Source organism: Hominisplanchenecus faecis (genome assembly GCF_020687205.1).
In the GTDB taxonomy this organism is placed as follows: domain Bacteria; phylum Bacillota; class Clostridia; order Lachnospirales; family Lachnospiraceae; genus Hominisplanchenecus; species Hominisplanchenecus faecis.
In genome coordinates, this window is sequence record NZ_JAJEQE010000001.1 from 58,060 (window position 1) to 70,206 (window position 12,147).

14 protein-coding genes and 2 pseudogenes are annotated in these 12,147 nt (G+C 38.2%); 2 read left to right on the forward strand and 14 right to left on the reverse strand.

Annotation, left to right across the window (positions count from 1 at the left end):
• Positions 1-6 precede the first annotated feature (6 nt).
• From LKD42_RS00310 to xerA, 3 genes are read right to left on the reverse strand one after another with little or no spacing between them, the layout of a single operon-like run.
• A complete protein-coding gene (locus tag LKD42_RS00310; protein ID WP_248834494.1) occupies positions 7-1,173 on the reverse strand; it encodes a restriction endonuclease subunit S in 1,167 nt (388 codons plus the stop codon).
• A gap of 5 nt (positions 1,174-1,178) precedes the next feature.
• Complete coding sequence (locus tag LKD42_RS00315; protein WP_248834495.1) at positions 1,179-1,481, reverse strand: hypothetical protein; 303 nt, start codon at positions 1,479-1,481, stop codon at positions 1,179-1,181.
• An 8-nt stretch (positions 1,482-1,489) separates the two neighbouring features.
• Positions 1,490-2,461, reverse strand: a complete 972-nt coding sequence (gene xerA / locus LKD42_RS00320) for a site-specific tyrosine recombinase/integron integrase (RefSeq protein ID WP_248834496.1) — start codon at positions 2,459-2,461, stop codon at positions 1,490-1,492.
• 155 nt (positions 2,462-2,616) lie between these two features.
• Here xerA and LKD42_RS00325 point away from each other — a divergent pair, with 155 nt between their 5' ends.
• Complete coding sequence (locus tag LKD42_RS00325) at positions 2,617-3,216, forward strand: restriction endonuclease subunit S (protein WP_248834497.1); 600 nt, start codon at positions 2,617-2,619, stop codon at positions 3,214-3,216.
• On the opposite strand, the gene LKD42_RS00330 is transcribed toward LKD42_RS00325, so the two are convergent.
• The 10 genes and pseudogenes from LKD42_RS00330 to LKD42_RS00375 form a co-directional block, all read right to left on the reverse strand.
• Complete coding sequence (locus LKD42_RS00330) at positions 3,213-3,755, reverse strand: restriction endonuclease subunit S (protein WP_248834498.1); 543 nt, start codon at positions 3,753-3,755, stop codon at positions 3,213-3,215. The two genes, LKD42_RS00325 and LKD42_RS00330, sit on opposite strands and share 4 nt — an antisense overlap.
• Positions 3,742-3,996 (reverse strand): hypothetical protein, encoded by a 255-nt coding sequence (locus LKD42_RS00335; protein WP_248834499.1) that lies wholly within the window; start codon positions 3,994-3,996, stop codon positions 3,742-3,744. The genes LKD42_RS00330 and LKD42_RS00335 overlap by 14 nt, the downstream gene beginning before the upstream one ends.
• On the reverse strand, positions 3,953-5,455 hold the full coding sequence (locus LKD42_RS00340; RefSeq protein ID WP_248834500.1) for a class I SAM-dependent DNA methyltransferase: 1,503 nt from the start codon (positions 5,453-5,455) through the stop codon (positions 3,953-3,955). The genes LKD42_RS00335 and LKD42_RS00340 overlap by 44 nt, the downstream gene beginning before the upstream one ends.
• Before the next feature lie 25 nt (positions 5,456-5,480).
• Positions 5,481-5,681 (reverse strand): helix-turn-helix domain-containing protein, encoded by a 201-nt coding sequence (locus LKD42_RS00345; RefSeq protein ID WP_118169943.1) that lies wholly within the window; start codon positions 5,679-5,681, stop codon positions 5,481-5,483.
• Between the two features lie 444 nt (positions 5,682-6,125).
• A complete protein-coding gene (locus LKD42_RS00350) occupies positions 6,126-7,175 on the reverse strand; it encodes a DUF4062 domain-containing protein (protein ID WP_248834501.1) in 1,050 nt (349 codons plus the stop codon).
• A gap of 55 nt (positions 7,176-7,230) precedes the next feature.
• Positions 7,231-7,587: pseudogene (locus tag LKD42_RS00355) on the reverse strand (23S rRNA (uracil-5-)-methyltransferase RumA); the annotation flags it as partial.
• On the reverse strand, positions 7,517-9,310 hold the full coding sequence (locus LKD42_RS00360) for a recombinase family protein (RefSeq protein WP_248834503.1): 1,794 nt from the start codon (positions 9,308-9,310) through the stop codon (positions 7,517-7,519). The pseudogene LKD42_RS00355 and the gene LKD42_RS00360, both read right to left, overlap by 71 nt.
• A 69-nt stretch (positions 9,311-9,379) precedes the next feature.
• Positions 9,380-9,529 carry an SHOCT domain-containing protein gene (locus LKD42_RS00365; protein WP_144094987.1) on the reverse strand — a complete coding sequence of 50 codons (150 nt, stop codon included), beginning with the start codon at positions 9,527-9,529 and terminating at the stop codon, positions 9,380-9,382.
• A gap of 382 nt (positions 9,530-9,911) precedes the next feature.
• Positions 9,912-10,151, reverse strand: coding sequence for a helix-turn-helix domain-containing protein (locus LKD42_RS00370; RefSeq protein WP_144094984.1), 240 nt, complete (start codon positions 10,149-10,151; stop codon positions 9,912-9,914).
• A gap of 8 nt (positions 10,152-10,159) precedes the next feature.
• Positions 10,160-10,570 (reverse strand): RNA polymerase sigma factor, encoded by a 411-nt coding sequence (locus tag LKD42_RS00375; RefSeq protein ID WP_144094982.1) that lies wholly within the window; start codon positions 10,568-10,570, stop codon positions 10,160-10,162.
• Between the two features lie 602 nt (positions 10,571-11,172).
• Here LKD42_RS00375 and LKD42_RS00380 point away from each other — a divergent pair.
• Complete coding sequence (locus LKD42_RS00380) at positions 11,173-11,541, forward strand: helix-turn-helix transcriptional regulator (protein ID WP_306777804.1); 369 nt, start codon at positions 11,173-11,175, stop codon at positions 11,539-11,541.
• Between the two features lie 237 nt (positions 11,542-11,778).
• Here the strand turns inward: LKD42_RS00380 and LKD42_RS00385 are convergent.
• A pseudogene (locus LKD42_RS00385) lies at positions 11,779-12,141 on the reverse strand (metal-dependent transcriptional regulator).
• Positions 12,142-12,147: the final 6 nt, after the last annotated feature.

The following is a 12,147-nucleotide window of genomic DNA, read 5'->3' on the forward strand; positions in this document are numbered from 1 at the left end:
AGCGGCTTAGAAATTAATGTCGGAGACATCGATTTCACCTGACATTAGTTTTGGAAGCAAAGAATCTCTTAAGTCCGCAAGCCGAATGTTTTCATTCTGATTTGAGATTATGAATTCTGTGATTGGCTTTACGACAGAGTTAAATTGATCCAGTGCATTTTCATCCGGCAATAGCAGTTCAAGGCCTTTTACTCTATCTCGTGGTAATTCGGTCTGTCCAGTACTTCCGGTGTGAAGAGATTCAATTTCTCGTTCGTGTAGAATTCCCCATATGCCGATGTAATAAATTAATTTTTCATTCTTCGGCCTTACAATTGTCACATGAGAATCTACAGTCATATTCACTGGATCAAACCAAATTTGTGCAGCACGACCAAGCGTACCTTGACCTGTGGAATTAATAAGGAAATCTCCCTTCTTTAACCACTTTTCATTAATCTTTTTAGGAAGATGTTTTCTTGCCGGGGATAAATCGAGCATATGATCTCGGATACATTTTTGATTTATAACAATTTGGTCCGATTCATCACTGTATTTTGGGGCTATTCCGCGGGTTACTAAGGAAGTAATATCTTCCAAGGTTACCATCTGCCAATCTTCATGTTCTGAAATGTCAGGATCAATGAACCAGGCTTTGAAAATCGATGACGCTTGCTGAAGTAAATTATTGTTTATTTTTGTATTCAAATTGATCTTATTTTCTATTTGTTGAAGAATTGAAGCCACCCTATTTTGGTCTTCAAGCGAAAATATCGGAACCATAATCTGTTTCATCATTCCGAATGTTATCGCAGGCATAGTCGATGAACTCTGCCCGTTCATTAACATATGTTTAATTTCAGATGAAGACAAATAATAAAACATAAAATCAACGTTGAACCGCTGGTCCTGCACATCAACTTGAAACATATTATTAGCGATTATTCCCGGTATCCCCCTCACTATTGTGCCAGCAGTTTGAGATCCATATCTGATCATAACAATATCCGATTTATCCACCCAATACCGTTCTCCGAAGTCTTCAATATATCTTGGCGATTCGCTTGTATTCGTATAATCTACAATCCGCACAAAACGCACCATATTATCCTTTTTTACTAACGATTGCTTATCTATTGGCACTTGTTTGCCTTGCTTAAATACCGCAATCTTATCTAAGCTTATGTATTCCATAGTATTTACGCCTCCGACATATAATTCTTCAAGCTGCCATGGTAATCCATCGGAACTTTAAGAACAACCACTATATTTTTTTCTGGCACTAATTCCATTATTAATTTTTGCAATCTACCAGTTTGTATTGAATATCTCGTCATGTTCAATATGTAATAATTTTCCATTCGCTCGAATATAGGTGTACTAAAATGAATAAGCTGGTCACCTTTTATCTTGAGATTTCCTGGTGAACTACTCGATCCAGTTATTCCTTCAATCGACCCATCTAAAAATTCATTAATTAAAGTTTTCATTGTTTTATTCACATTCTCACCTACCCGATAAATTTTCTATGTGCAATTTTTACATTGCTCTGTTTTACCATTGCATATTGCAAAGTTGTATCTATCTTTCTATGTCCTAATAGCTGTTGTAGTTGTTCAATCGGCATCCCTTTATCTATTGCCATTGTGGCTAATGTTCGTCGAAATTTATGCGGATGTACTTTTATCATTCCAAGCTTCCTACCAAATTCTCTCAACCTAGTTTCCACTCCGCCAATCTTCAGACGTTCATTTGGCTCTCGTAATGAGACAAACAGTGCTGGATTATCATCCTTTCTGCTAGCCAAATAATTCTGCAAATGAATCTTAGTCCGTGCATCAAAATAGACTACTCGCTCTTTACTGCCTTTACCAAAAACAACGCATTCTCTTTCGTGGAAATCAATATCTGATCGATTTAGCAATACCATTTCTCCTACACGCATTCCGGTAGATGCAAGCAAATCAATCATCGCTAAATCACGGATCTCATCGCAGTTATCACGCATCATTTCTAGTTCTTCATCAGAGTACGTTTCTTTTACATTGGTTACTGTCTTAACCTTATGAATACGACGTACAGGACTTTTTAAAATGTAATCTTCATCCTCAAGCCATGTGAAGAAACTAGACAAAATTCTACGGATATTATCGATTGTCACCTTACTGGATCCCCGTTCCTCTTGGTATACAGTTAAATAGGAGCGGATATCATCTGTTGTAATATGGTTTGCATCCTTGTCAAGCTTATCTAGCATTGCACATATCGTCTTCTCGTAATATTTGAGTGACTTCTCGGAACACCCCTCTATTCGCTTCGCGGCCAGAAACAGCTCAACATAGTCTTTATCTCCTGTAGTCTCTATATTTCCTGCGTATTTTGCAAGCACAGAAGTTAATGTAGCTTTCAATTTTTCTGCTTGCGCATTGTCAAGAAATGGCAACATCTCCTGGACAACATCTTTAATAACATCTTGATTCATAGTTGTTCTCCTTTTCTTTTAGAGAACAACTATGGGTGGGTTCCCAGTATTAACCTCCGCCACCTACGAAGATTATGGGTTCTGTGTAAAACAATAATTTAGAGCAACAAGCTCAGGCATATTTTAATGAGCTATTCGTCACAAACGCTGATCCTTTGTGGGCTGAAGGAACTCTGTCTGATATTGGATCAATTGTTGCGGGTGGAACTCCTTCTAAATCCAAGACAGAGTACTATACTGACCATGGAATCGCATGGATTACTCCAAAAGATTTATCAAATGATAAGTCGAAATATATTTCTCATGGAGAGATAGATATTTCCGAGCTTGGATTTTCCAAGAGTAGTGCAACTAAGATGCCAAAAGGAACAGTTCTCTTCAGTTCTCGTGCACCCATCGGCTACATTGCTATTGCTCAAAATGAGGTGACGACTAACCAGGGCTTCAAATCAGTTGTTCCTAATGAGAACATTGGAACCGCATTCGTATATTTCTTATTGAAGCAATTGCTTCCAACAATTGAAAATATGGCATCCGGATCTACTTTTAAAGAAATTTCCGGTTCTGGAATGAAATCCGTTCCGGTGGTAATTCCAGATTATGCATCCATTCGACTTTTTAATGACTTTTGTCTGCCGTTGTTCAAAGAACAGGAAGCATTGGAAGCAGAAAACCGCAGATTGGCAAATCTTAGAGATACACTCCTGCCAAAGCTGATGTCCGGAGAAATCGATGTCTCCGATGTGGATATCTAAGCTGCTAAATTATTGTTTATTTGCTCATTTAATATAATTTTTTCTTCAATGCTCTTTAAAACAGATGCAACTAACCTCTGCTTTTTGAGTGGAACATATGGAATTTTTAGCTGTTCTAGATGAGGAATACGTAAATTACTTACTGTAGTTCCTGTTCCTTCACTCCATGAAATTTGATGCTGAACAAACTTGGACTGAAGACTGTACAATAGATAATAATTATCGCATATGTCTGGATTTGTCCTTAAAAGAACCATCCGCTGGCCTAAGCAACACTCTATTCTCTCTGGGATCATTCCAACCTCTCCCATTGGAGCTTCTCTTGTAATGATAATATCTCCAGACCTAGGTATTGCTCTTTTCACTCTCAAATTAAAATGTTCATCATCTGTATACGAAGGCGAAGAGAAATCAATTCTACCTTTTTTAATATTATTATTTCGAATCACAATTTTTCCAGATGTAGTCCATTTAGGGGTAGAGTGCGGACAGTCTACAACAATATCACAAAGTTCCCTTATAGTCTTAGTCTCCATCATTTTCTTTCCCCTTTAACTTAATATACTGCTTCTTCCAAGAACGAGAAGGTATCATACAAATATGATCTTCCCGACAAAACGCACATACCGTATCCAGCATATAATTTTTACAAATATTAGGATTATTTGCCCTACAGCCAAATGTTTGACTCTCGGTATCCAATGGATGAAGAGGATCCTTAAAAGCTTTCTTTACATCAGACTTCATACCCAATTGCCCCCAACTTTCTTCGTATTTCATCTTCCAGCTCATGCGATTTTCTGAACATTTCAGATAGTTCTGACGTTAATCGTTCCATCTTTTTCTCGAATGGCTCTCCATCATCTTCCTGCTCTTCAATGCCAACATAACGCCCCGGTGTTAAAATATAATCCTGGTTTGCAATTTCTTCTGTATCGGTTACAGAACAAAATCCCTTTACCGCTTCTAATGTTCCATCAACAAATGCACTGTAAGTATCTGCTATTTTAGCTATATCCTCTTCTGTCAGTTCACGGAGCTTACGACTTACCATTGTTCCCATCTTACGAGCATCAATGAACAGTGTCTTTCCTGATTGCTTTTTCTGCTTATTCAGGAACCATAATGATACAGGAATCTGAGTTGTATAAAACAACTGTGTCGGCATTGCAATAATACACTCCACCAAGTCTGCATTGATGATGTTTTTTCTAATTTCTCCCTCACCACCACTCTGTGAAGAAAGGGATCCATTAGCAAGTACCATACCAATTCTACCAGCAGGTGCTAAATGATAAATCATATGCTGAAGCCATGCAAAGTTTGCATTTCCTGCAGGCGGCATACCATACTGCCAACGTACATCATCCTTTAATTTATCAGCACCCCAATCAGACAAATTGAATGGAGGATTTGCCATGATGTAATCTGCTCGAAGCGTCGGATGGCGATCATCTAAAAATGTATCCGCAGAGTAATTTCCCAGATCCGGTTCAATTCCACGAATTGCAAGATTCATCTGTGCCATCTTCCACGTTGTCGGATTAGAATCCTGACCGTAGATGGAAATGTTGCTGATATTACCACTATGATTCTCAACGAAACGCGCAGACTGAACGAACATGCCTCCAGAACCGCAGCAAGGATCGTATACTCGACCCTTGAACGGTTTCAGTACCTCTACAAGAGTTCGTACCACACAGGATGGTGTGAAGAATTCTCCACCACGCTTACCCTCCTGCTCTGCGAACATAGAAAGACAATACTCATAAGTACGTCCAAGAATATCTTTTTCACTGCCGTGTTCAATCATCTGAATGTTGGTAAAGAGATCTACGACATCGCCTAATCTTCGCTTATCCAGCTCCGGGCGTGCAAAGTTCTTCGGAAGGATATCCTTTAATCTCTTATTCTCTTTCTCAATGGCACGCATGGCATCATCAATGACCGTTCCAATCTCCGGAGTATGGGCCTTTGCTGCAATCTCATTCCATCTGGCTCCTGCCGGTACAAAGAAGATTCCTTCCGAAGTATATTCATCAATGTCTTCTTCGAAGCCATCGCCCTCTTCCAGAAGCTCCTGATATTTGTCATCAAATCGATCTGATATGTACTTCAGGAAAATAAGTCCCAGTACAACGTTCTTATATTCTGATGCATCCATATTTCCGCGAAGAACGCAGGCTGCGTCCCAGATTTGTTTCTCAAAACCAATATTGGCTGTGTTTTTATCCGCCATCACAATTACTCCTTTGTATTCTATATTATTCGACTGTAGTGTCTGTTGATTTATTCATCTTTCGTGCCTTCCTCGGATCAATTGGTTTTTCCGCATCTGCTGGAACAAGCCACATGTTAGCTTTTTGTATTGCTCCCGGTATTCTACCCTCTTTGCAATATACAGAAACACGTCTCCGTGAAAGCCCCCATTTTTCTGCTATCTCTGTTGTTGATAAGTACTCCATCTTCTCCTCCTTATCAGCAGAATCGTACACTTTTCCTAAACTACATTATAGTCCTATCCAGGAATAGTTTCAACGAAAATTAGTCCTCCTTAACGAAAAAAGTATAAAATCCGCGGACACGCTTTAGCCCGATAAATTCTCGGCGCACAAGCCCTGTCCGCGGATTTTAGTCCACCCCTTGTTGGGAAATCTTCAATTTACATTATTTTTCGCTAAAAGCACAGGTTCATATTCGAGCAAAAAGCCCGAAAACCCGCGTAAAATCAAGCTTTTTTCGAGAGAAGCGCGACGGTTTCAACATGAGTACCAAATCAGAACATATCCCCACAAAATTGCGGAAATATGGGCAATATTTATACAATACTAATACTGCTCGTGCATCCTTTTTCCCACAAAATATAAATTTACAATATTTTAATATAATTATAATATAAGAAAATCACATTATATATTAAATTCCCAAGAAAGCACATATCTATTTCCCTGAATAGGTCGTTGTATTGTAACATCTATTGGACCATCACAATTCAGCACCTTATTTTCCATAGGTATTCGCGAGGCCGTCGCGGAAAAATTTTGTAAGACTGCTTTAGCTATCTTCTGTGACAGATTTGTTTCAATTTTAAAAACAATTAATTCTATTGGAATATTAACAGCACAGCTAACATATCTAGGGTCGATATTTTCACTATTATCTAAAGAATATTCTATTTCAATTGTATACTCCTCGCCTCTACTTAATGGGTGGTCAAATTGTAAAATGCATGCCGTATATGTCAAATTTTCTTGAAAAGACTTAAGCAAAATTGCATTTTCTATATTTTTAATTACAGACTTCCCTTTCCAACCAAAACGGTCTATCATACAAGAATAATCATTAATCAAAGAACGTATCGTTAATATCTTTTTTACCAATATTTCCGAAGAATCCGTATAACAAAATTGTATTTCATATTTCGTAACAATATGAGGCCACCCTTTATCTCTAGCATCTACTAAAGGATTATTAGTAAAGTATGATATTAAATGCTCAAGAAGCAACTGTTTAAATTGGGGTTTACTCTTAAATTCTGTATATAATCCCTTTTTCCCATATTTTTTCTTAAAATCTCGTACCTTCTGTACTTCTTCCAATATTAAATTATTTGTTTCCGTGCTTTTATTTTGAAAATATAAAAAAATTTGTTTACCAGAAGATATCATTTTTTCTATTTCTTCTTCCGTTCCCGAACCATATCTTGATGTTGCTGTTCCAAAAACATTACCAAAAACCGCAATAACAGCATCTGCATTATCTACTATTTGACGATTAATAATATCTTGCGGTGTATCACCATATTCAGGATATGAACTATCTTTCCAATAAAGAATCCTTATTGAAACTCCTATTTTAAATCCATAATTTGTATTAAAATTGTATACTATGTCTTTTATGGTATTTACTATATCCGATGGACAAGAAATAAGTACATCAAATTGAACCAAATCTCTCATATAGCTTCCTCTCTTTGAAAACTTCCAGTGTTAAAATATTAGCCACCTAATTTTATTAAACTATTTTAAAGTATTTCAACGCATCCTTTATCGCTTCCACTTTCTCCGCCGTCGGATGCTTCCTCGGTTGTTTCAATTCTTCTACCGCATTAGGAGCATCGTACATTGGCAAGCCTAAATCTCTCTTTACCTCTGCGATATATGCGGTATGTACTTTGAAGCCGTATTTAGCTTCTATGTACTCCTTTATCATTTTGTAGGTCACTCGTTCTTTGGGCTTATAGCTTTCCGCTCTTTTAGCAATATTATCAAGTGGAACTTTTCCCTCACCCTTGCCAAACTCAACTTTTACGTTGATATGTCCGTCTGGCTTTTTGTGGGAAAGCAGTACTACCGTCTCCACATGTGTTGTCACTAACATAGGAACACACATCTTTTACCTCGTTTACGATATGGGAACACAATTCTTTAGCTTTGTCCCCTACGCTCTTAGACTTGTCGAAACGTTCCTTTGCGTTTCCAATTTCATTCTTAAATCCTGTTTTATATATGAAAGTTATTTTATAGGGATCTTTTTCTCCGTTTTCATCGTAACCGCCAACAATTACCTTTTCAATTATACTCTCGAATATGCCTCTGTCAAATTCTTCCAGTACCTCATTATGAGACAGTGCTTTCTTAAAGTCTGCAATCCTTTTTTGCAGCGAACTTTCTTCATCCGCCTGCTGTTGAAAATACTCCAACTTAGCCTTTGCATTACTTAAATCTGTTTTGAGACTTACGTCTGTTTCTTCATAAATATCCTGCTCAACAATGCCGCTCAAATAATTATCCAACAACTTCTTTCTCTTGTATGAAAGATTATCAATCTTTTTTTGCAGCTTGTTTAACTGATCTTCTACGGAATTTTCTCCAAGAGCCTTTTCGGTACGCTTCAAAAATTCTTCCAATACGTCCTTATTGTCTCTGCAAAGCATCCGATATGACTCAACAAAAGCTTCCTCGATCACCTGCTCAGGGATTCCTTTACTATCCGGACAGAAACGCTTACCATCTTTCGTAGCTTTCACACACTGCCATATCGTTTTCTTATACTTTGAATTGCTGTGCCAACGTCTGCGTGAAAGATTAGCTCCACAGAATCCACATTCCAGCAAACAGCTAAAAGCATACTGTCGGCTGAATTTTTCTCTTTTTCCCGGTGTAACACCATGCTTACGGTTTCCGTTTCTACGGCTTCTGATTTCCTGCGCTCTGGCGAACATTTCTTCTGAAATAATCGGTTCGTGATGATCATGTATATAATACCGATCTTCTTCACCCAAATTCTCCAACCGCCTTTTCGAGATCGGATCAACCGTAAATGTCTTTCCTAATAAAATGTCACCTTTATACTTCTCGTTGTTTATAATTCCCATAACACTGGATGACACCCAGGGATTTCCTTTAATTGTCATTATCCCCTGTTCATTTAGTTCTCTGGCGATCATAGTGCTTCCTGCTCCCGCTACATACCGTTCAAATATATAGCGGACAACTTTTGCGCCTTCCTCATTAATGGAAATGGATTTTGTTGCTACATCATAATCATATCCCATGCAGCCCTGAAAACCAACAAGTTCTCCTCGTTTCATTTTCATCTTTAATCCTTTTTTCACATAAGCAGAAGTATTTTCAACCTCCTGCTGCGCCACAGAACTTAGGATCGTCATAAGAAATTCGCCGTCTTTTAAGGTATTGATTTTTTCTACTTCAAAGTAGACTGCGATATTTCTCTCTTTCAACATACGGACATATTTTAAAGTATCCAGCGTATTTCTAGCAAATCGTGGGATACTTTTTGCGATGATTAGATCAATCTTCCCATCCATACAATCCTGAATCAGCCGTTGAAATTCATCTCTCTTATCCGTTTTAGTTCCTGTAATGGCTTTATCGGCATAAACACCTGCAAAAATCCACTCTTTGTTATTTTGAATGAGATCCGTATAGTATCTCACCATAGAATTATAACTTTTTATTTGATCTTCATCGTCCGTACTTACACGGCAATAAGCGGCAACTCTTAATCGCTCGACACGTTTTCTGGCAGAGCCTTCAGAAAATTCATTTGCCTTAATCAACTCTATTTCCATTTTCCGCTCCTTTATTTTTGTATTCCTATCATAGTGTTGATTTTATTATAGATCAGCACAAAAGATTCGTCAAGCGGTAATATTGGAAACAATGCCATAATCTTTCATCAGTCTTTTCTGTATCAACGAATACTCATTTTCATCAATCAATTTCTTTGTTAAAAGCTGTTTTAACATAGCCAACTGCATTGTATATCGCAGTAATTTTTTTATATCCATTTCATTCTCCCCTTTCGCCACTGCAAAAAATCCTGCAGGCGGCTGTCGGGGAACAGCCTCATTGGTATCTCACCATCTTTTCAGACCGGAGCAGCCTCCCCGGAAGTATCATTATGAGAAACAGTGTCTTCGCCACAAAGTTCCCACACTCTGCCCGCAGCATGATATTTCTTCGCTCCTATCCATCTTCAAATTCCGTATCTGTCTATAAACATGAACTTTACGCCATAATGTCGCAAAGCGAAAATTGAGATTGAATCATCCTGGCGTATCTGCTGCCCGGCTCTACTGTTTCCTTTCGTCCTGCAGGATAAAATATTCAGTTTTCAATGTACAGTGCGTTCAGAATCAGAAATAGAAAGGGAATATTTCTGTCCTGTGGTTATAGCCGGATCTTAAAATCCAGAATTTTTGTAATCAGCTTTGTCTCCATCCGCCTTTTCATATATTCATCAGCCACATAATGAACTCTCCCAAATTCATCCTTGTATTCTCTCTTACACTCACTGTTGATAAATGGCTGAAAATAGGAAAGCACCTGATTGATTGCTTCGGCGTCACCCTCTATAGCCGCCTGGATGGTTTCAAACTCCGGCGGTTCTCTATGCTTCTTAGATCTCATATGTAGATTCACTCCATCAATTTTCTCATAAGCCTTAAAGAATCATCTTTGTGATAATGTACGGTACTCTGCACTAATTTTAGGCAGGCAGCAATTTCTTTTTCCGTCATATCCAGAAAATAAAGCATCAGAATAATTTCCCGTTTTTTTATAGGAAGTTTCTTCAATGCTTTACATATCCATTCATCACGGACTGGAACCTGCCTTCCCATCACTGTAAAATTCTCTGCCATATCATAATCATCGCAACAGTACAGCGTCTCCAGATCTTTCTGAAGAATTTCAGAAAAATTTACTTCCCGCTTTCTCTGCCGCTCCAATTCATCAAGATAATTCAGTGCCTCACCACGCAGAACTTTAATGCAGTAAGCACAAAATTTTCTCCGCACGATTTCTTTTTCCTGACGGTTCAGTTTCAAAGGGGATCACCTCCCCTCTGCTTAAAGCCGTAGTAAAAGACGTCTGATCCTCCCTTTCACAGCGAGGACAGGAGGTAAACTGATAAAAAATCGAAAAAGCGGGAAAGTATTTAAAAAAACTTTTCTCCAACTTCTCCAAAACCTTTCATCAGAATCTTTTTCCGATGACTGGTGGCCCACGGTTCCGTGGTTTATGGAGAAAGTTCCACAAATTTCGACAAAAAATAACGCCAGGGAGTTTTTTGAGCTTCCTGACGCTACTTTTTAGCTTTATTTCATATGGGATTTTATGCCAGTGAAATAGGTATGATAATGCTCTTTGAAGAGTGTACGGTAGTCCACCCGCAGATAAAATTTTTTTAACTGATCATCTAGGCTAAGCCTTTTTCTTTTTTTCAAAACAAAACCATCCATGTTTCTCCTGACGGCAGAACACAGATGGGAAACACAAATAAGCCCTGCCGTGAAAAGCCGTTTTTTTTTAATTGACCTTTCACCAGGGCTATAAATTCATTTTATATCAGCATAATATTGCCTATTAAATATGCAAGATAAGGTTATGTAAAAACCTTAATCGGCAAGATAGAATATATGTGATGTGAATGATTATGCCGAAAGATAAACTGAGTTATCTGGGAAACTGTATTCGCCAGGCAAGAAACGATTGTAATCTTACACAACAAGATCTCGCAGATCAATCCCATGTGGCGATTAAAACAATCCAGATGATTGAAAAAGGAAAAATAAATCCTTCCTACGAGATCCTCTATCCATTAATCAAACGTCTTGGTATTTCTGCCAACACTTTGTTTAACCCGGAAATATCTGATGCGGACGAGGAGATCCAGCGGTTCATAGGGAAATTCCAAGCCTGTATCCCTGAAAATCGAAAGATCCTATTAAACACACTGGATTATCTGGCGGAACAACTTCTAACACTTCAGCATAATCCCAGTGAGAATTTAGAGTAAAACCAGCAGTGCAAAGACTCATCTTATTACTGCTGGTTTCTTTTGCTCTATATCCCATTTTCAAAATCTTTTAGATTGCAGTTCTTACACAATCTGTCACATAACCAAACATATATTATAAATTTTATTTGTGTCCTTTCAGCGCAAAATTTCTTTAATTTCGGTATAATTCTAAAAGAACTTTTCGCAATTTTCTGTATCCTCTCTTTTCAATTAAAGAATCTGTCCATAATATACTCATTTTTTAACTGCTGCTTTCATTTTTTCAAAACTCTCTGAACTAATTACATGCTCCATCCGGCAGGCGTCCGCCTCCGCAATTTCAGGGTCAACGCCTGCGGCGATAAGCTACTCAGTAAAGAAGCAATGGCGCTCGTAGATTTTTTCGGCAACCTTGCGGCCCACATTGGACAGATGGCTAAAGTGATCTTCGTCCATTGTGATAAAGCCGCCATCTTTTAGGGTATTGACCGCCACACATACACTCGGCTTCGACACTCCCATGTGCCGAGCCACATCTACGGAGCGCACCATACCGAGTTTCTTTTGGAGAACAAGGATGGTTTCCAGATAGTCCTCTCCAGACGCATGAAGTTTCATCAGTAC

What these genes read in the sequence shown, in the direction of transcription:
- LKD42_RS00310 (WP_248834494.1), bottom strand. Translation starts at nt 1,173, where the DNA reads ATGGAATACATAAGCTTAGATAAGATTGCGGTATTTAAGCAAGGCAAA.
- xerA (WP_248834496.1), bottom strand. Translation starts at nt 2,461, where the DNA reads ATGAATCAAGATGTTATTAAAGATGTTGTCCAGGAGATGTTGCCATTT.
- LKD42_RS00330 (WP_248834498.1), bottom strand. Translation starts at nt 3,755, where the DNA reads ATGATGGAGACTAAGACTATAAGGGAACTTTGTGATATTGTTGTAGAC.
- LKD42_RS00335 (WP_248834499.1), bottom strand. Translation starts at nt 3,996, where the DNA reads ATGAAATACGAAGAAAGTTGGGGGCAATTGGGTATGAAGTCTGATGTA.
- LKD42_RS00340 (WP_248834500.1), bottom strand. Translation starts at nt 5,455, where the DNA reads ATGGCGGATAAAAACACAGCCAATATTGGTTTTGAGAAACAAATCTGG.
- LKD42_RS00345 (WP_118169943.1), bottom strand. Translation starts at nt 5,681, where the DNA reads ATGGAGTACTTATCAACAACAGAGATAGCAGAAAAATGGGGGCTTTCA.
- LKD42_RS00350 (WP_248834501.1), bottom strand. Translation starts at nt 7,175, where the DNA reads ATGAGAGATTTGGTTCAATTTGATGTACTTATTTCTTGTCCATCGGAT.
- LKD42_RS00360 (WP_248834503.1), bottom strand. Translation starts at nt 9,310, where the DNA reads ATGGAAATAGAGTTGATTAAGGCAAATGAATTTTCTGAAGGCTCTGCC.
- LKD42_RS00365 (WP_144094987.1), bottom strand. Translation starts at nt 9,529, where the DNA reads ATGGATATAAAAAAATTACTGCGATATACAATGCAGTTGGCTATGTTA.
- LKD42_RS00370 (WP_144094984.1), bottom strand. Translation starts at nt 10,151, where the DNA reads ATGAGATCTAAGAAGCATAGAGAACCGCCGGAGTTTGAAACCATCCAG.
- LKD42_RS00380 (WP_306777804.1), top strand. Translation starts at nt 11,173, where the DNA reads ATGATTATGCCGAAAGATAAACTGAGTTATCTGGGAAACTGTATTCGC.